13 protein-coding genes are annotated in these 19831 nt (G+C 62.9%); 12 read left to right on the top strand and 1 reads right to left on the bottom strand.

The features are described 5' to 3' along the window. Nucleotides 1-5 precede the first annotated feature (5 nt). The 12 genes from smc (at nucleotide 6) to ffh (ending at nucleotide 17455) form a co-directional block, all read left to right on the top strand. Nucleotides 6-3509: a chromosome segregation protein SMC gene (gene smc / locus HMPREF2806_RS00990; RefSeq protein WP_070515690.1), complete on the top strand. Its 3504-nt coding sequence runs from the start codon at nucleotides 6-8 to the stop codon at nucleotides 3507-3509. A 74-nt stretch (nucleotides 3510-3583) separates the two neighbouring features. Continuing rightward, complete coding sequence (gene ftsY / locus HMPREF2806_RS00985; RefSeq protein WP_070515688.1) at nucleotides 3584-5461, top strand: signal recognition particle-docking protein FtsY; 1878 nt, start codon at nucleotides 3584-3586, stop codon at nucleotides 5459-5461. Nucleotides 5462-5649: 188 nt separating this feature from the next. Further along, a complete protein-coding gene (locus tag HMPREF2806_RS00980) occupies nucleotides 5650-8631 on the top strand; it encodes a DUF4040 family protein (RefSeq protein WP_070515686.1) in 2982 nt (993 codons plus the stop codon). Then, nucleotides 8628-9065, top strand: a complete 438-nt coding sequence (locus tag HMPREF2806_RS00975) for a cation:proton antiporter subunit C (RefSeq protein WP_010190439.1) — start codon at nucleotides 8628-8630, stop codon at nucleotides 9063-9065. Before HMPREF2806_RS00980 ends, HMPREF2806_RS00975 begins: the two co-directional genes overlap by 4 nt. Next, complete coding sequence (locus tag HMPREF2806_RS00970) at nucleotides 9066-10607, top strand: monovalent cation/H+ antiporter subunit D family protein (RefSeq protein ID WP_070515684.1); 1542 nt, start codon at nucleotides 9066-9068, stop codon at nucleotides 10605-10607. Further along, on the top strand, nucleotides 10608-11162 hold the full coding sequence (locus tag HMPREF2806_RS00965; RefSeq protein ID WP_049155361.1) for a monovalent cation/H+ antiporter subunit E: 555 nt from the start codon (nucleotides 10608-10610) through the stop codon (nucleotides 11160-11162). It begins immediately after the preceding gene. Next, complete coding sequence (locus HMPREF2806_RS00960) at nucleotides 11159-11449, top strand: cation:proton antiporter (protein WP_070515683.1); 291 nt, start codon at nucleotides 11159-11161, stop codon at nucleotides 11447-11449. Before HMPREF2806_RS00965 ends, HMPREF2806_RS00960 begins: the two co-directional genes overlap by 4 nt. Before the next feature lie 4 nt (nucleotides 11450-11453). Next, nucleotides 11454-11822: a Na+/H+ antiporter subunit G gene (locus HMPREF2806_RS00955; protein WP_046648025.1), complete on the top strand. Its 369-nt coding sequence runs from the start codon at nucleotides 11454-11456 to the stop codon at nucleotides 11820-11822. Between the two features lie 157 nt (nucleotides 11823-11979). Next, complete coding sequence (locus HMPREF2806_RS00950) at nucleotides 11980-13365, top strand: ammonium transporter (RefSeq protein WP_070515681.1); 1386 nt, start codon at nucleotides 11980-11982, stop codon at nucleotides 13363-13365. A gap of 3 nt (nucleotides 13366-13368) precedes the next feature. Next, the gene (locus HMPREF2806_RS00945) at nucleotides 13369-13707 is read left to right on the top strand and encodes a P-II family nitrogen regulator (RefSeq protein WP_046648027.1); all 339 of its coding nucleotides are present in this window, start codon (nucleotides 13369-13371) and stop codon (nucleotides 13705-13707) included. Between the two features lie 3 nt (nucleotides 13708-13710). Next, nucleotides 13711-15810, top strand: coding sequence for a [protein-PII] uridylyltransferase (locus tag HMPREF2806_RS00940; protein WP_070515679.1), 2100 nt, complete (start codon nucleotides 13711-13713; stop codon nucleotides 15808-15810). A gap of 49 nt (nucleotides 15811-15859) precedes the next feature. After that, nucleotides 15860-17455, top strand: coding sequence for a signal recognition particle protein (gene ffh, locus HMPREF2806_RS00935; protein ID WP_049155367.1), 1596 nt, complete (start codon nucleotides 15860-15862; stop codon nucleotides 17453-17455). 69 nt (nucleotides 17456-17524) lie between these two features. On the opposite strand, the gene HMPREF2806_RS00930 is transcribed toward ffh, so the two are convergent. Then, nucleotides 17525-19777 (bottom strand): acyltransferase family protein, encoded by a 2253-nt coding sequence (locus tag HMPREF2806_RS00930; RefSeq protein ID WP_070515677.1) that lies wholly within the window; start codon nucleotides 19775-19777, stop codon nucleotides 17525-17527. Nucleotides 19778-19831: the final 54 nt, after the last annotated feature.

Genomic DNA, 19831 nt, shown 5'->3' with positions numbered 1-19831 from the left:
ACCGAATGCACCTCAAATCGCTCACGCTCAAAGGATTCAAGTCCTTCGCGTCCGCGACGAACCTGAAATTCGAGCCCGGCATCTGCGCCGTGGTGGGCCCGAATGGCTCGGGTAAATCGAACGTCGTCGATGCGCTCGCGTGGGTCATGGGTGAAGGCAGCGCCAAGACGCTGCGCGGCGGTAAGATGCAGGACGTCATCTTTGCCGGCGCCGGGGACCGCAAGGCCCTCGGCCGCGCCGAGGTTACGCTGACGATTGACAATTCCGATGGCGCCTTGCCCATCGAGTATTCGGAGGTCTCCGTCACCCGCCGCATGTTCCGGGATGGCGCGAGCGAATATGAGATCAATGGGGCGAAGGCGCGCCTCATGGATATTCAAGAGCTGCTGTCTGATTCCGGCATTGGCCGCGAGATGCACATCATCGTGGGCCAGGGAAAGCTGGCAGAGATTCTGGAATCCCGCCCGGAGGATCGCCGCGCCTATATCGAAGAAGCCGCGGGCGTGCTGAAACACCGCCGCCGCAAGGAAAAAGCGCAGCGCAAGCTGACCGGCATGCAGGCCAACCTGGATCGCCTGCAGGACTTGACCGATGAGCTGGGCAAACAGCTCAAGCCGCTGGCGCGCCAAGCGGAGGCCGCCCAGCGCGCAGCCACCGTGCAAGCGGATTTGCGCGATGCCCGCCTGCGTCTTGCCGGAGACCGCGTGGTGCGGTTGCGCGCGACATTCGATGACGCTGAGAAACGCGCGGCGGTGCTCGCCGAGCAGGTCGAGGAAGTGACAGCCCAGCTGGAAGAGGCGACCGAAATCCAGCTCGAGGTAGAGGCCGAGTTGGGGGATGTCACGCCGCGCGCGGAGGCCGCGCAGAAGCTGTGGTTCGAGCTATCGACCCTCAGCGAGCGAATCTCTGCCACGCAGCGCATCGCGGCCGAACGCGCCAACAACGTTGGTTCACAGGTCGCCTACGCGGGCCAGGATCCGGAGGAGCTCGAGGCACGCGCCCAGCGAGCCGATGAGGAGCACGAAGAGTTGCTGGCCGCGGCCGAAGAGGCTGCAGAGCGCTTGGAATCTATCCGGGAGGAAGTAGCCGAGCGCCGGGAAGCCTTCGAGGCTGCTGATAAAGAACACATGGCGCAACTGCGCGCCATTGCGGATCGCCGTGAAGGCGTGGTTCGCCTCATCGCCGCCGAGGAGAACTTGGCGGGTCAGGTCAGCTCCGCGGAGTCCGAGTTGGCGCGACAGGAAGAGACCTTAGCGAATACGAAGGCGCGCACTAGGGGAGCACAGGCGGAAGCTGATGAGGTGGCGGACAAGCTGGAGTACTTGGCTGCTGAGCGTGAGCCGCTGGAGGAAGCACATGTGCGCGCGGCCAGCGAATCTGCTGCGGCCGATAAACGCTTGGAGCAGCTGCGTGATGCCCAGCGGGAGCACGAGCGAAGCGTGTACAGCTTGCGCGCTCGGATCGACACTCTGGGCCAGACCGTTCCGGAAGCGCTGGATCTCGGTGAGGGCTTTAAACCTCTCGCGGAGTTCATCTCCACGCGTTATGAGACGGCCGTTGCCGCTGCGCTGGGTTCTTTCGCCGAAGCACAAGCCGGCGCGGTGAGCGGGGACATCGTGCGCGACTTGGCGCAGGCGAGCCGCACGCCGCTGATCGACGTCGCCGCGGAACCCACCGGTTCAGCTTGGCGCCTTGACGCGGACTTGCCCTCCGGTGCTCGCTGGTTGTTGGACCAGATGGTCTTGGTCCCAGAAGTCTCAGCGGCGGTAACGCGCTTGCTCTCCGACGTCGTTCTCGTAGAAGACTATGCTGCTGCCCGCGAACTCATCGCTGAGGATCCGCGCCTGCGAGCTGTGACCCCTGAGGGCCTGCTCGTCGGCGAAGGTTGGGTAGAGGCCGGAACTGGAGCTGCCTCAACGGTGGAGGTGAGCGGCCAGATTGCGGAGGCCGAGCAACAGCTGGAGACCGCCACCCATGAGCTGGAAGAACTATCCGGCACGCTGGAAGGCGCGAAGCTGGCGGCGGACGATGCGCGCGTGGGTGCGGCGAGCGCTAAGGCCGCGCTACGGGAACACGATCACGAGTTAGAGGCGTGGAAGCGCGATCACCAGCGCTTGCTCAAGCAATACGAGGCGAACAAGGCTGAGCACGAAAAGGCCGCCGCCCGCGCCATGGATATCGAGGTGCAGTTGGCCCGCCTACGCGAAGAGTTGGCGGAGGCGCGTGACCGCTTGTCGCGCGTGGACGCTGAAGAGCAGGCTGATGAACCCTCCTCGGTGGAACGCGATGCTGCCTCGACGGCCCTGGAACAGGTCAAGGCCATGGAGGTAGAGGCCCAGCTGGCGGCCCGCAGCGCCGAAGAGAAGGTCGGCCAGGCAGCGGGTAGGGGAGAGGCCCTTCGGCGCCAAGCCCAGCACGAGCGCCAGGCCAAAGCCCGCCACGATCAGGCGATGGCCCGCCGGCAAGCGCAGGCGAGGTTGGCGGGGGCCGTCGACAAGCATGCCCAAGATTTGGCCGCCCGGACCGCGCAGGCACTCGAGCGGGCCGCCGAGGAACGCGATGAGCTGGTCACCCAGCGCGGCGTGCTGCAAGGCCGTGCACAATCGGCGAAGCAAGCGGTCTCCTCGACCCGCCAGCAGCTGGATCGCTTGACCGACTCCGCGCATAACTCCGAGATCGCCCGCAGCCAAGCGCAGGTGCGCGTGGATGAGGCCGAGGAAAAAATCGTGGAGCAGCTCGGCATTGCGATTCCCGACCTGCTCAAGGACTACACCCCGGGGGAGGATTTCGATCGTTCCGCCGAAACTAAGCGGTTGAAGCAAGCCGAGAAGGACCTCAACTCCCTGGGCAAGGTCAACCCGTTGGCCTTGGAGGAGTACAAGGCACTGGAGGAGCGCTACAGCTTCCTGTCTACGCAGCTGGACGATGTCATCCAGGCGCGCAAGGATCTGACTGGCGTTATTGAAGATGTGGACGCGCAAATCTTGCAGCTGTTCACGGATGCCTGGCACGACGTGGAAGCGGAGTTTCCCAAGGTCTTCCAGACGCTGTTCCCCGGAGGCGAGGGTCGCCTCATCCTCACGGAGCCGGATGACATGCTGGCCACCGGCATCGAGGTGGAGGCCCGCCCGCCGGGTAAGAAGGTGAAGCGCTTGTCCCTGTTGTCTGGCGGCGAGAAGTCCTTGACAGCCCTGGCTATGCTCGTGGCGATTTTCCGCGCGCGCCCCTCACCGTTCTACGTCATGGACGAGGTGGAAGCCGCGCTTGACGACGTCAACCTGCGCCGTCTCATCGCCCTTTTCGAGGAGCTGCGTAAGGATTCCCAGCTCATCGTCATCACCCACCAGAAGCCGACGATGGACGTGGCCAACGTGCTGTATGGCGTCACGATGCGCGGCGATGGCGTGACGCGCGTGATTTCGCAGCGCATGTCCCGCGCCGGTGAGGCGCCGGGCACAGCACAGGCGGCGGAGGATGCGACGCGCCTCGGCGTCGATGCCCCGCGCTAGGGCGGGGCTTGCGCCCAGCACTTTTCACCCTCCTTGTCGTGCCGTACGTGGACAACCCTGGCACTATGGAAGGCATGAATACTACTTTTATGTGGATTGCGATAGCAGTCATCGTCCTGATTCTGCTCGTGGTCTTGTTCGTTGTCCTAGGCAAGAAGCGCGGCGAATCAAAGAAGGTCTCCTTTGAAAAGCCCGTGGAGGAGCCGAAGGAGCTGACCCAGCAGCAGAAGTCCGGCAACTACCAAGCCAAGTCTGGTTTTAATTTTGCCCCGGCTGGCGGCGGTGCAGTTAAGGAGCCTGTCACCGCCTCGAAGCCCGAGCAGCCGGCGCCACAGCCGCCAGTTGCCGAGCAGCCCGCGCAGGCCCCGGCTGAGCCCAAGCCCAAGCCTGAGCCGCAGGCGGAGCAGCGTGATGCCACTGATCTGGCGAATGCTCAGCTCAAGGGTGAAGAGGAGACCCCGAAGGCAGCGAAACCTGCGGCGGAACCGAAGCCTCAGGCAGAGCCTAAGCCGGAACCCGTCGGAGACGCGAAGCCGGTGAGCGAGCCGGAACCGGCTGCGCAGAACGAACCGGCAAAGGAAGAAGAGGATAAGGATTCTTCCGCTGGTGTAGCCGCTGCAGGAGCTGCGGGCGCTGCCGCCGCTGGTGCTGCCGTATCCGGCGCCGCTGCTGTTGACAAGGATGACGAAGACACGGAAGAGGATGTCCCGGCCACCGAACAAGAGATTGCTGAACCGGAGCCGGTAGTTGAGACTCCGAAGGTAGAGGAGGAACCGGAGGTACCTGAGGCTCCGGCCGAGGAGGAGCCTTCCGCCCAGTCTGAGGCCGAAGAAGAGGTAGAAGCACTGCCTGAGCCAGAAGCACCGGCCGAGTCTGAGGAAGCCGAAGCAGAGGAGGCCGCCGCGGCAGCGGGGGCGCAGGCGGCGTCGGCAAGCGCGGCACTCGAGGCTGAGCCGGAGGAGCTCGAAGTATCCGACGACGCCGAGGTTGTCGAGGCCCCGGCAGCCCAGCCGCAGGAGGACATTGCGCCGGCTGCCGGCCGCTTGGGCAAGCTGCGCGGGCGTCTGTCGCGCTCGCAGAACGCCATTGGCCAAGGCCTCATGGGCATTCTTTCTGCTGGTGACCTTGATGATGATGCCTGGGAGGAAATCGAAGACACCCTCATCATGGCGGATCTGGGTACGAAGTCCACCATGCAAGTTACCGACTCCCTGCGTGACAAGATTGCAGAGCGCGGAGTCAGTTCTGAGGCCGAAGCGCGTGCGATGCTGCGCGAGGCCCTCATCGAGGTGGGCCACCCGGAGATGGACCGTTCTATCAAGGCCATGCCGAATGAAGGCAAGCCGGCCGTCATTATGGTCGTCGGCGTCAACGGCACCGGCAAGACCACCACGACCGGCAAGCTGGCCCGCGTGCTCGTGTCCATGGGGCACAACGTCTTGCTCGGCGCGGCGGATACTTTCCGTGCAGCGGCTGCGGACCAGCTGGAGACCTGGGGCCGTCGCGTGGGCGCTACGACTGTCCGCGGCAAGGAAGGCGCGGACCCGGCCTCCGTGGCCTTTGATGCCGTGGCCGCTGGCGTTGACCAGGGCGTCGACGTTGTTCTCGTTGACACCGCTGGCCGTCTGCACACCTCCGTGGACCTCATGGACCAGCTGGGCAAGGTCAAGCGCGTGGTGGAGAAGAAGACCGAGGTTGATGAGGTCCTGCTTGTACTGGATGCGACGGTGGGGCAGAACGGCCTGACCCAGGCCCGTATCTTCCGTGATGTTGTTGATATCACCGGCGTTGTCCTCACGAAGCTGGATGGCACCGCCAAGGGCGGCATCGTCTTCCAGGTGCAGGAGGAACTGGGCGTGCCGGTCAAGCTCGTGGGCCTCGGCGAGGGTGCAGATGACCTCGCGCCGTTTGAGGTTGAAGGATTTGTTGATGCCTTGCTGGGGGAGAAGTAAGTCCTTATAGATCCCTGGGCTAGACCTAAGTTCTTTCGAGACGTAGCGCCTCCTTTGTGGGGCGCTTTCGTCGTTTTCGTCCCATTAAAGATGTGCTTTGGGGGAGGTCACAATGGTAGTCTAGGACAGTCCTGTCTATGTGAGGCTGATTAAACAGCCCTAACAACGGTTCGTGAGGCTACTCTTCCGTGACACTCTTGTATGTCGTCCTCCTCGCAGCTGTCGCAGTGGCGCTAGCACCGGTAGCCGTCAAGGTTGCTGATCGCGCAGCCGGCTACCCGCTAGCCGGCATTTTTATTATCGCCGCGGCACTGTTGGCTAAAGAATTTCCGGCACTGGCCCGTGGTGAAGAACTGTCCTATTCCGTGACGTGGGTGCGTGATGTTATCGCGCCAGGCGTCGACGTCAACCTCGCCTTCCGCGGCGATGCGCTGGGCATCTTCTTCGCAATGCTGGCTCTCGTCATCGGCGCGGTGGTTTTTACCTATTCCGCTGCCTACCTGCCTAAAGGAAAAGGAAACGTCAGTTTTTATGTCCTGATGACCGCGTTTACGCTGTCGATTCTCCTGCTCGTGCTCGCTAACGACGTCGTCGTGCTCTTCCTGGCGTGGGAGCTGGTATCGCTGGCGTCGTTCATGTTGATCGCACGCAGTGGCAAGTCCGGGGAGGCCGGTTCGCAGCGCACGCTGATCCTGACCTTCATCGGCGGCCTCACCTTGCTTTCCGGCGTGGCGATTGCCGCGACGGCAGCGGGGACGACGAACCTTGAGGGCATCTTGGCCTCCGACGTGTGGGCGGAGCGCCCAGGCCTGACCGCCGGGGTTGCCATTCTCATTGCGGTCTCGGCGTTTACCAAGTCCGCGCAGTTCCCCTTCCACTTCTGGCTGCCGGAAGCCATGGCGGCCGCGACGCCGGTCTCGGCCTTCCTGCACGCGGCAGCAGTGGTCAAGGCCGGTGCCTACCTCTTGATTCGCTTCTCCACCATCTTCCACGACGTTGCCGTGTGGAACTGGCTGCTCATCGTCGCCGGTATGGGTACCGCCGTGATGTCGGCGGTCTTCGCGGTGCAGAAGACGGACCTGAAGAAGCTGACCGCGTACTCCACCGTGTCCCACCTGGGATGGATCGTGGCCACGATTGGTGTGGGCACGCCTTTCGCCATCGCGGCGGCGCTCGTGCACACGCTGGCGCACGCGCTGTTTAAGTCCTCCATCTTCATGCTCATTGGTGTCATCGACCACGAGGCCGGTTCCCGCGATATCCGCCGCCTCGGCGTGCTGTGGAACAAGATGCCGTGGACCTTCGGCTCCATGCTTATCGGTGCTGCCTCGATGGCGGCGGTCCCGCCGCTGTTCGGATTCGTGTCGAAGGAAGGAATGCTCACCGCCTTCGAGGAGGCACCAATTGGTTCTACCGGCCAGGCGCTGCTGCTCATCGTCGCCGGCGTGGGTGCGTTCTTCACGTTTACTTACTCCGCCAAGATCGTCTTCGGCGCCTTTTTCGATGGCCCGCGCAACATGTCGCATGTCCATGAGGCACCGGTTCGGCTGTGGCTGCCCGCGGCTCTGCCGGGCGTGATGTCGGTGCCGATCATTTTCGTGATGGGAGCGCTTGATAAGCCGCTCGATAACATCGTGGCGGCCATCGGCATGGAAGGCCATTCCCACCTTGCGCTGTGGCACGGGCTGAACGTCCCACTGCTTATTTCTGTGGTGGTGCTGATCGCTGGCATCATCGCGTTGTTCTTCCGCGGGCCGCTGTGGACCGCGATGGAGGAGCGCCAGCTCCTGCCGCGTACCGGTAACCAAATCCTGAAGTGGATTCAGGATGTGTGCGCAGCCTTCGGCCGTTTCGTTGGCCGCATGTCCGATACCCACAACCCGTCGAAGCTGATCCTGCCGATCATTCTCCTAGTCATCATCCTTGCGGGCTCCACTCTGGCGTCCACGGGTGTCGACGGTGTGGCTCTCAACCCGCGCGTGGATGGCCTTGATAATCCGTGGGACGTGTTGCCGCTGGGCATCGTGGCGCTATCCATGTTTGGTCTGGTGCGCACCCGCAACCGCCTCACCGGTGCGGTCATGATTGGTACCGCGGGAACCGGCGTGACTTTGCAGATGTTCTTGCTCGGCGCACCCGACGTGGCCCTGACGCAGTTCACGGTGGAGGCGCTGTCCGTCATCGTCATGATGATGGTCCTGCGCTATCTGCCGGAGAAATTCCACCCAGTACAAAACAACAACCGCAAGGTGGGTTCCATCGTGGTGGCCGTGCTCGCTGGGCTCACCGCATTCCTGGGCGTGTGGGCGCTGATGGGGCGTCACGAGCGCTCGGACCTGGCCATGTGGTACCTCAACAACGCTCCGGATATTACTGGTGGCGACAACGTGGTGGCCACCATCATCGTGGAGTTCCGTGCACTCGATACCCTGGGTGAGCTGTCGGTGCTGGGCATGGCCGCCGTGGTTATCGCTGCGGTCACCTCGACGCTGCCGCGCTTCCCGTTCACCTCCGGTACGCGTCCGGCGCCGTTCGGCCAGTCGCAGCTCAACTCGGTGCCGCTGCGCAAGGGCATTGCCGTGGCCATCCCAATCCTGGTGGTCATGTCCTTCATTGTCTTCTACCGCGGCCACCAGGCTTCCGGCGGCGGCTTCCCGGCGGCGCTCATCATGGGTGCGGCCATCGGCCTGACCTACCTGTCCCGCGGTACCGATGAGATTGTCTTCGGGCGCATGACTCCGATTCACCTCACCGGCGTGGGCATCATCGTGGCACTGGTGGCAGGCTTCATCGGCTACATCCCGACGTCGCATAGCTCCGGCGGTTTCCTCACAGCCATCCACGGCCACGCCCTGGGGCAGCACTGGACGACGTCGCTCATCTTCGACCTCGGCATTTACCTCGCGGTGTTGGGCATGCTCACCATGGCCATCAACGCCTTGGGCGGCTACCTGCGCCCGGGCACCGAGCGGGACTACTTGCCGTGGGTTCATGACGATGATTCCGCGCTGCCGAATACCCCGCGCGTGGTCATGGAGGATGTCGACGACCCGTATCCCGAGTCCATCAACCCGTCTTCGGACCCAACGGCGTTGCTCAATGACTCCGAGGCACGCCACCGTGCGTCCTCGTCCCACCGAATCTCGGCTCAAGAGGAGAAGAACTCATGATCCTCGCACTGACCATTGCTTTGCTCATCGGTAGCGCCGTCTACCTCATCCAGCAGCGCGGCCTCGTGCACATCGTGCTGGGCATGATGGCCTTCGGCCACGGTGCCAACCTTATGCTTCTGGCTACCGGCGTGTACTCCTACCGCGGGGAGTCCTTTCCCTCGCAGGTGGGCATGGACCAGATGGCGGACCCGCTGCCGCAGGCCTTTGTGCTGACCGCCGTGGTGATTTCCATGGCTACCTCGACCATCCTGCTGACCATGGCGGCGATGGGCGCGAACGACGACACGGACGTTGTTGAGCCGGTGGATGACAACACCATTGACCACGCTTTCTCCACGCTGGGACGCGACACCCAGAACCGGGAGATTCTGGAGCGCTCGGCTAACAAGATGGATCGTTTGAAAGAACTCGAACAAGAGGAGGACAACTAGATGTATGACACCGTAAGCGCCCTCCTCCCGCTCTTCCCAGCGGTTCCCCTCGTATCGGCGGCGCTGGCGCTCCTCGCGCCATGGAGCCGCGTGCGCGATGCCATCATGCTCATCGTTCCGGGCGTGGGTATTTTCGCCTCCTTTGCGCTGTTGCTCTACACCATGAGCAACGGGGTGGTGGCGCACAGCGTGGGTAACTACCTGGGCAACGCGGGTATTGCCTTCGCCGCCGATACCTTCTCGGCACTCATGCTCATTACGACGATGATCGTGGCCTTCGGTGCCAACTGGTTTGCCATCGTGGGCGGTGAGACCAAGTCTCGCTACTACCCGTCGCTGACACTAATCCTTATCACTGGTGTGTGCGGCGCCCTGCTGACCGCTGACCTCTTTAACTTCTTCGTGTTCATCGAGGTCATGCTGCTGCCGTCCTATGGCCTCATCACGATGTCCGGTACCTGGTCGCGCTTGGCTGCCGGCCGCGCCTTCGTGCTGGTGAACTTGTTCGCATCTACGCTTTTGGTGGTCGGCGTGGGCTATATCTACTCGGTGACCGGCGTGGTCAACCTGGCGGCGCTCACGGGCGCTGCCGCCGGCAACGGCCCGGTGACGGTGGCCTCGGGCATCATCGTTATCGCCATCGCTGCGAAGGCCGGCGTGTTCCCCGTGCAGTCCTGGCTGCCACGGACCTACCCGGGAACATCGGCTGCGGTCATGGGCCTCTTCTCGGGCCTGCACACCAAGGTCGCGGTGTACATGCTCTACCGCCTGTGGGTGCAGCTGTTCGATATGGACCAGCGCTGGGGAACACTCATCATCGTCATCATGATCATCTCCATGGTGGTGGGCTCCTTCGGCGGTTTGGCCGAGAACTCCATCCGCCGCGTGCTGGGCTACCAGATGCTCAACGGTATGCCCTTCATCCTGGTGATGATGGCCTTTACCACCCACGATGCACAACGCGCACTGGCCGCCGGAATCCTGTACACCATCCACCACATGCTCACGGTGGGCTCCCTCATCTTGGCCTCCGGTGCCATTGAGGAGACCTACGGCACGGGCGGGCTCAATAAGCTTTCTGGCTTGGCGCGCCGCGATCCCATCATCGCGTGGATCTTCGCCGCCGGTGCCTTCTCTGTTGTGGGCTTCCCGCCCTTTTCCGGCATGTGGGGCAAGGTTCTCATCGTCGCGGAAGTCGCCCGCACCGGCGGGGGATGGGCATGGACCGTCATCGCGGTGATTATCATCGCCTCCTTCGCCGCGTTCCTGGCCATGCTGCGGGTGTGGCGTCGCGTCTTCTGGGGCAAGGATTTGCCCAAGGAGAAGGTGCCCGATGAGCTGGTGATCCGCAAGAAGCTGATGGCGCCCTCGGCCGCGCTCATCTTGGGCTCGCTGACCATGTTTATCCTCTCCGGGCCGGTCATTAGCATCACCATGGAAGCTTCTGCAGACTTGTTGGATACGGAGGCCTACGCACACGCTGTGCTTGGCGACGACCCCGTAGCCCTACCCGATATCGACTCCCTTCAGGAGGGCCGTTAAATGAAGACTGCGTTGCATGCTGTTGGCTACGCGCTGTGGCTGATCAAGGAAATCTTCGTTGCGGGTTTCTCGCTCGCCGCGGAATCCTTCAAGCCGCAGAATAACTACCGCCCGGTAGTGGTGCGGTACCCCCTGCGCGTGACCAGCGCGTGGGAGATCTTCTGGTTCACCTCGTCCATTACGGCAACCCCGGGGACTCTGTCCTTGGGTTTGCGCGAGCCGGTGGCAGAAGGCCTGCCGCGCATCGTGCTGGTTCAGGCGGTCATGGGGGATGACCCAGCCAGCATCATGGAGGATCTCGCGGACATGGAGGAACGCCTCGCCCCGCGAGTGAAGGGCATTGACTATGGCGTTCCTGGTCAGGGCCCCACCAAGGAGCTCGCCTCCACGTTCTACGAGTACCCGCTGGATACGCTGGGCCGCCATATGCGTGCACCCGACATTGCAAAGACCGACGATACCCCGCTGGCCGCGCACGATGTGGAGAAGTACTCCGTGTGGCCCTTGCGCCAGGTTGCACAGAACAAGGATGCCCGAAAGGATGATAAGAAATGATTGATTTTTCCTCGATGAGCGCCTTTCAATGGGTAGTTTTTGTCAGTATTTTCCTCATCGGCGCATCGGTGTGCGCGGCCCTAGTGTTGGCACTGCGCTCCCGCGACGAGCTCACCCGTACCGTGATGAGTGACATGGTCTTCTACGGCATGTTGTGCATGTACATTGCGTGGGCCATGACTAATCACGCGTCCATCGTCTACGACATCGCCATGCTCGCGGCTATTGCGGCCGGCGTGCTGCCGACGTTGTCGATGGCCCGCATCATCTCGAAGGGTAGGAGGTAAGACCATGACTATCGCGGAGATTATCGCCTCGATTCTGTTGGTCGTAGCCACGGTCTTGGTCATTGGGACCGCCATCGCCTTGTGGCGTGCGCCCGATGCCCTGACCCGCGTCAACCTGCTGGGGCCGACGGTCGGTTTGGCCGTTCCGCTGCTGCTTGTGGCGAAGTTGGTCGTGGATTTTGCTGAGAACGGGTTTTCCCTGTGGTCGCTGATCAAGGTCATGATCGCGTGTTTCGGCGTGTGGATCATCGCGTCGGTGGGCTCCTTCTACATGGGCCGTTCCATCTACGGCGTGACCGTCACCGACGTGAAGTATGCCAAGCGTATGCGCGAGCGTGAGCAAACGGTAAAGGCTTCCGAGGACGAGCTCTAGGGCGCGTGCTGGGACAAGCGGCGAGGAGAGTGCTTCCCTCGCCGCTTTTTCGATCTTAAGTGTGATCTGCAGCTCACTTTCCTTCCTAATTCTATAGTGCGATAGGTATATTAAGTCCCGTTACCTATCAAGCTATAGAAACGAGGTTAGTTGACGTATGACTCCTGAAGCATTTTCTTCCGGCGACGCAGCATGGATGCTCATCAGCGCATCCTTGGTGCTGCTCATGACCCCCGGATTGGCGTTGTTCTACGGCGGAATGGCGGGCAACCGTCACGTCCTCAACATGATGATGATGTCCTTCGGCGCACTAGCGCTCGTCCCCGTGCTCTACGTTCTGTGGGGGTGGTCCATGTCCTATGCGGAAAGCTCGCTGGCCGGTATCGTGGGCAACCCGTTTGAAGCCTGGGGGCTACGCGGCCAAATCACCGGGCCCTCCGCCGAGTACCTTGCCGGCAGTGCTGGTTACCCCAACATCATCGACATCGGTTTTCAAACAACCTTCGCCATTATTTCGACAGCCATCATCTCCGGAGCCCTCGCCGGCCGCGTGAAGTTCTCCGCGTGGCTCACCTTTGCGGGCGTGTGGATCACCTTCGCCTACTTTCCGCTCGCTCACATGGTGTGGGGCGGGGGAGTGCTCTCCCATGCCCCGCGTTCCCTCGCAGCGTGGCTCTTCGGTGTATCAAACGGTGAGGCTCTCATTGCTCCCATCGACTTCGCGGGCGGCACCGTCGTGCACATTTCCGCCGGCGCGGCTGCCCTGGTTCTGGCTATCGTCGTGGGCCCGCGCGCGGGCTTCCCGAAGCACATCGATAGGCCCCACAACCTTCCGATGGTGATGCTGGGCGCTGCGCTTCTGTGGTTCGGCTGGTTCGGCTTTAACGGCGGTTCCGCTTTCGCTGCGGACGGTCTTGCTGGCCTGGCATGGCTCAACACCACTGTTGCAGCGGCCGCAGCGATGCTCGGCTGGATGCTCGTGGAAAGAATCCGGGACCACGCCGCGACTTCTCTCGGCGCTGCATCCGGCGCGATTGCAGGTCTTGTCGCCATCACCCCGGCCGCAGGAGCACTCAGCCCGCTCGGTTCCATCGCCCTCGGGTTCCTCGGCGGCATTATCGCCTGCCTGTGTATCAGTCTGAAGTACCGCTGGGGCTTCGATGACTCCCTGGACGTCGTCGGCGTGCACCTGTGCGCTGGCCTGTGGGGAACCATCGGGTTGGCCTTCTTCGCCACGGATAACGGCATCCTCACCGGTTACCTCTCGGAAGGCTTCAAGCTGCTCGTCGTCCAGGCGGTCATCGCGCTCGTCGCCATGCTGTTCTCCGCTGCCGTTACGCTGGTTGTGGCGCTCCTCATCCGCGCCACCCTGGGGTGGAGGGCCGATGATGAAGACCAAGGCATCGACCTGAGCGAGCACCGCGAGTCCGCCTATGACTTCCGTGAGTCCGTGGCGTCTCACCGTCGCCACACCCACGACGCTAGGATTAACCCTGCACCTACCGTCCAGCCGCGGGTCGACACCGCCGGAGCTAAGGAGTAACAGATGAAGCTCATCACTGCCATCGTCAAACCGTTCACGCTGCCGGACATCCGTGAAGCCCTCGAACAGCACGACGTGCACGGCCTGACCGTGACCGAGACCCAGGGGTTTGGTCAGCAGCGCGGCCACAGCGAGGTCTACCGCGGCGCCGAGTACGCCACCGATTTCGTACCCAAGGTCAAGCTTGAGGTGGTGACGGCCGACGAGCAGGTGGAGGACATCCTCTCCGCCATCGTCGACGCCGCCTACACCGGCAAGATCGGTGACGGCAAGATTTGGATCACGCACGTCGAGGACGTCATCCGCGTACGCACCGGTGAACGCGGCGAGGCCGCTCTCTAAAAGGTGTCTACGGCCGCCCAACTGCGTGAGGACGCCTACGCTTCGGCGCTGCGCCTCACGCAGTCCTTGCAGCTTCCGCCCGGTTGTGCGCTTGCCGCCACGGGTTCTTTTGCCCGGCGGGCGATGACGCCTTTTTCGGATCTCGACTTGATTCTCCTCCACCCGGATGACACCGAGCTTCCCGAGGACGTCGTCTCCGAAATCTGGTACCCCATCTGGGACGCCAAATACCGGCTTGACTACGCCGTGCGCACCCCGCGCGAGTTCGGCGCCATCGCCGGATCTGATCCCGCCGCCGGCTTCGCGCAGCTGGATCTGGCTTTCGTCGCCGGCGACAAGCAGCTCGTGGACTCCACCCGCGCCCAGGTCTATGCCTCCTGGCGCCGCCTACTGCAGAGCAATTTCGATGCTTTCGTCGACCTAGCAATCACCCGCTGGCGCCGCTCCGGCACCCTGGCCACGATGACCCACCCAGATATCAAGAATGGGCGGGGCGGCCTGCGCGACATCCAATTCTTGCGGGCCCTCGCCCTGGGCAACCTCGCCGACGTCCCAGCGCTCGAGGAAGAGCAGGCCCTGCTTCTCGACGTCCGCACGCTCCTCCACGTCACCGCCCACCGGCACCGCGACGTCCTCGATCCTGAGTTCGCTGCGGAGATCGCCCACGAGCTTGGTTTCGCTGACCGTTATGACTTGTCCGCGGCCGTGGTCACCGCGGCTACCGCGGTAGATAAAGCCGTGGAGAGGGCATTGGCGACTGCCCGGGGAGTCGTATCCAAACGCAGCCACAACCGCACACGTAAGCCCCTCGATATCGGGGTGGTCGATGCCGGGGGCGAGATCCGCCTCGCTCGCACCGCCGATCTCGACGAGCCGTGGCTGCTCCTGCGCGTGGCTGCCGCTGCAGCGCGCTCGGGTAGAACCGTGCCCTCCCATGTCTGGGAGCAACTGCGCGAGTTGCCGGAACTGCCCGAACGCTGGCCCGCCGCCGCGACGGATGCCTTCTTCAGCCTGTTGTCCTCGCCGCTCAACACTCCGCGCCTCATCCAGGAGATGGACGCTCACGGCTTGTGGGAGCGGCTCGTCCCAGAGTGGGAGCACATCCGGGGGCTGTTGCCGCGCGAGCGCACGCACGCTCACACCGTGGACTACCACTCCATCCTTACCGTCGCGCGCTGTGCGGAAGCGCGCACCTCCGTGGCCCGGCCGGACCTGCTGCTCCTGGTGGGGCTCTATCACGACATCGGGAAAGGCTATGCGCGCCCGCACGAGATGGTGGGGGCGGAGATGGTGGCGCGAGCCGCAGCCAAGTTGGGACTCGACCTGGCGGACCGCTCCCGCGTCCAAACCGTGGTCGCTGAGCACACCACGCTGGCGCGCATCGTCTCCCGCACCGATCCTTCATCCGATGAAGCCCGTGACGAGCTCCTCGAAGCTGTGCGCTATGACTACCTCACCTTGGCTCTCCTCGTCGTGCTCGCCCGCGCCGATGCCGAATCCACCGGGCCCGGTGTGTGGAACCGCAGGCTAGAGCAGGGCATCGAAGCGGTCAGCGGGCGCGCTTTTGCGCAGTTGGAGGCACTGCGCCCAGTTCGTCCTCTGGTTGCCGCCGACCGCGACATCGGCCTGCGCCACAACCCGGAGGATGACAGCTTTACCGTCCTGTGGCGTGGCAACTACCAAAGGGAGGCCGTGCGTCCGCTGGCCCTGATTGCCGCGCTGGGCTGGAACATTCTTTCCTCGCGCCTCGTGCGCACCGAGGAGGGCTATGCCGGCGAGTTCGCCATCCGCGCTCTGCACGGTGCTATCGATCTCGCCACGGTGGAGGAGCGCCTCGTTCAGTCCTATAAATCCGGCACCTATACCGTGCTGCCCGAATTTGTGCCGGGGCCCGCGACTGCGATGTGGAGCAGGGGAGTCTTCGAGGTTCGGATCGATGACTACCCGGGTACGCTCGGCCACGTGCTGGCGCTGCTTCCCGAGTGCGAGTGGGTATCCACCGCCGCGCCGGGCGCCACGATGGTGCTCCACGCCGTGCCGCTTGGCGACGTCCCCCGCGCCGCCCTCGTCCGGAATGTGACCCAAGCACTGGTCAACGGCTAAGCTGGGGAAGTTATAAATTTATCCACGATAGTTGAGGGAGCACTGCACCGTGTTTGAGTCTTTGTCTGACCGCTTGCAATCAGCCCTGTCCGGCCTGCGCGGCAAGGGCAAGCTGACCGAGGCGGACATCAACGCCACAGCGCGCGAAATCCGCCTTGCGTTGTTGGAGGCGGACGTCTCGCTCAACGTCGTACGCGGCTTTATCAAGCGCATCAAGGAGCGTGCGGCCGGTGCCGAGGTCTCCGAGGCCCTCAACCCGGCGCAGCAGGTAGTCAAAATCGTCAACGAGGAGCTCATCGAGATTCTCGGCGGCGAGACCCGCCGCCTCAACCTGGCTAAGAATCCACCGACGGTCATCATGCTCGCCGGCCTCCAGGGTGCTGGTAAGACTACTTTGGCGGGCAAGCTTTCCAAGCACCTAGCTTCGAAGGGACATACCCCGATGCTGGTGGCCTGTGACCTCCAGCGCCCGGGCGCGGTGCAGCAGCTCCAAATCGTCGGCGAGCGCGCCGGGGTCGACGTCTACGCGCCGGATCCTGGCACCTCCCTGGACTCCCACGAGCATGAGATGGGTACCTCGCATGGGGATCCGGTGGACGTCGCCAAGCGCGGCATCGAAGAGGCTAAGCGTACGCAGCACGACATCGTCATCATCGATACCGCTGGTCGCCTCGGCATCGATGAGACCCTGATGACGCAGGCGCGCAACATCCGCGATGCCGTCAACCCGGACGAAGTGCTCTTCGTCATTGACTCCATGATCGGCCAAGACGCCGTGCAGACCGCTGAAGCTTTCCGCGATGGCGTGGACTTTACCGGTGTCGTCCTGACCAAGCTGGATGGTGATGCCCGCGGTGGTGCAGCCCTGTCCATCCGTGAGGTCACGGGTAAGCCCATCATGTTCGCCTCCACAGGTGAGAAGCTCGAGGACTTCGACGTCTTCCACCCGGAGCGCATGTCCTCGCGCATCTTGGGCATGGGTGACCTGCTGACACTTATCGAGCAGGCGGAGTCCAAGCTGGATCAGTCCAAGGCGGAGGAAGCCGCCAAGAAGATGGGCTCCGGCGAGATGACGCTCAATGACTTCTTGGACATGATGCTCATGGTGCGCAACCTGGGGCCGATGGGCAACCTGCTCAAGATGATGCCGGGCGGCAACAAGATGAACCAGATCGCCGACATGGTCGACGAGAAGCAGCTCGACCGCATCCAGGCCATCATCCGCGGTATGACCCCGGAGGAGCGCGAGAACCCGAAGATTCTCAACGCTTCGCGCCGCAAGCGTATTGCCCTTGGTTCCGGTGTGAGCGTTTCTGACGTCAACCAGCTCATCGAGCGCTTCACCGAAGCCAAGAAGATGATGTCGCAGATGGCCGGTCGTTTTGGTATGCCGGGCATGGGCGGTGGGCGTTCCGCTACCAAGAAGAAGCCGAAGGGCCGCAAGGGCAAGAACGGCAAGCGCAAGCCGCCGAAGCGTCGTGGTGGCGGCGGTATGCCGGGTGGCATGCCGTCGATGCAGGAGCTGCAAAAGATGCAGGAGCAAATGGGCGGCGGCATGCCCGGACTAGGCGATATAAAGATGCCGAAGGGCATGGAAAATATCGACCTCAGCAACCTGGACTTTGGGCAGGGCAAGAAGAAATAACCGAAGAAGAACATAGCCTTCTTCGGTGAGACAAGGGCCGGCGCTTTGTAGCGCCGGCCCTTCTGCGTACTAGATGGCTTCTCCTGTGGGGTAGGCCGGAAAGGGGATGGGCTCCGCGGGTGTGGCCGGAGGCGTCTCAGCGGACTGGGGGATCACGGGGCTATCGGCGGGAATCTGCGGGGGCTGCTGTTTGACCTGCTCGCCGTTGAGGATAGGCGCGATTGCTTCACGGATGAGCGGGATGGCAGAGTCGGCGAAGGCCTTGGTGAAGTGGTGCATATCGCGATAGACCATAATATTGCCGATGATGACCGGGCAATCGCCGTCGGCGTTGCAGAACCACTTCGAGGTGTCCACGGCGAGCATGTTGTCGTACTGCGAGAGGACTTCAGCGCCGGGGTCATAGGGCGCGTAGACCTCCTCGAAACGCATGCCACACCCGAGGGAATCCTTGGTGGCCACGTAGCACTCATCAAACTGGCGGCCATTGCCGTGTTCATCGAAGCCCCACGGGTTGTCGCGGAAGCCTACAAAGGGGATATCGTGCTTGGCCAGCTCGTCCCAGAAGGCTATGTAGCCTGGTGGGACAGCATCGGGGCCGTGGCCGAACGGCTGTCCTGGCCGCGTGGAATTGGACACAACCAACGCTGGGTCCGCGTCGATGATGCGCTTGACCACTTCCTTGCTCCATTCGGCGCAAGAGGGCTTCACACTCAGTTCATCGCCCAACTCGATGGGGCAACCCACGCGGGTAAGCGGGACGAGCTTAAAGCCCATCTCGCGGCCCAAGTAATCCAGCGCCGAGGAGAACTGCTCCGCATGCGAGCCACCAACCAAGTAGACCTCGACGTCGGAATCAACGTCACCAAAGATGCACGGCGTCACGCCGTCTTTCTGCGTCTCGATGAAGTAGTCCGTTGGTTCCTGCTCCGGAATGAAGCACCAATTATCAGCGACCGGCGGCTGGATGCCGCGCGCGAGAATCGGGTCAGGCTTGATTTCCACGTTCTCAGGCGGCGTGATGTTCTCAACGAAGGTCGTGGCTCCCGGGTAGAGCCTCGGATCTAGGATTTCGCGGTTGGCCTCCTGCAGGCTACGCAGCCACAGCGGCTGAACGGCCACGAGAGCAATGGTGCAGGCAGCAACGACGACGCCACCGACCCCGCGGAGAGCGCCGGTGCGGGTGCGGAGGTCGGCGAGGCCGCGGTGGACGGGGAGGTCGTCAGCAAGCGGGCGTTTGCGATGCTGGCGCAGGGGCTTCTCGACGAAACGATGCGTCACATCCGCCAAGCCCAGCGACACCACGATAATGATGGCACCGAGCCACCACGGAGGGGTTTCCAGGCCGAGGGCGGCGATGGAAATGATGAGCAGAGGCCAGTGCCACAGATAGAGCGGGTAGGCGATATCACCGAGCCAGCGAGAAACCCGGGTGGTGAGCACCCGCGAGAAAGACCCGCCGGAACCAATGATGATGAGTACTGCACCGCCGATGGGCAAAAGAGACAGCGGCCCTGGGAACGCCAAGGTATCGGAAATGACCAGACCGGTGCAGGCGAGCGCGGCCAGACCGACGGCGGTGGCGAGGTTGGACAAGTGCTGCGGCATGCGCAGGTGCGAACCATAGATGACGAGCACCGCGCCCAAAGTCAGCTCCCAGGCGCGCGACCATGTGGAGTAGTAGTTCTCCGGGGTGCCAAAGAGCCCGTCGCGGGATGCATAGGCAAAAGAAGCGACGGTAACTACGAGGAGAATCGGGCCAGCGATGGAATTAATGGAAGAGAAGCGCTGTTCTCGCAGGCCCGTGTTCTTGGGGCGCAGGCGCATGAAAGCAGCTAGGCCGAGAGCGAAGAAGATGCCGATGAGGTAGAACTGGCCCTGGACCGCCATGGACCACATGTGCTGCAGTGGTGATGTGCTTGCGGAGGCAGCGGCGTAGTCGGCGTTTTGTCGCGCCAGTTCCCAGTTTTGGTAGTAGAAGACCGTGGCCGTGATCTGCTTGGTGAGCTCCGTGTTCATGAGCTTCGGAGCGAAAAGCCGGACGAGTAGATAGCTCACGCCGATGACGAGCACGAGGGAAGGAACAAGCCGGCGGAGCGTGCGCCAGATGGGCCACCACGGGTTCAGGGAGGCGTTGGGCCGCGCGGCATAGCGCAGCTGCGAGCCCAAGAAGAAGTACCCGGAAAGCAGGAGGAAGACATCGACACCACCTGAGACACGCCCGACGAAGACGTGGTACAGAACAACCAAGGCGATCGCGATGCCGCGGAGGCCGTCGAGGTCGTAACGGTAGCGGAATGTAGAGGGGGCTTGTTTATTCATAAAAAGAGGATTGTGTGGCGTCGAAATAACCGCATTACAGACTACCCCCTTCGC

The sequence above is a fragment of the Corynebacterium sp. HMSC076G08 genome (genome assembly GCF_001811515.1).
Classification (GTDB): Bacteria; Actinomycetota; Actinomycetes; order Mycobacteriales; family Mycobacteriaceae; genus Corynebacterium; species Corynebacterium hiratae.
The sequence above is the reverse complement of the archived record's forward strand: the minus strand, read 5'-3'. Positions and strand labels throughout refer to the sequence as shown.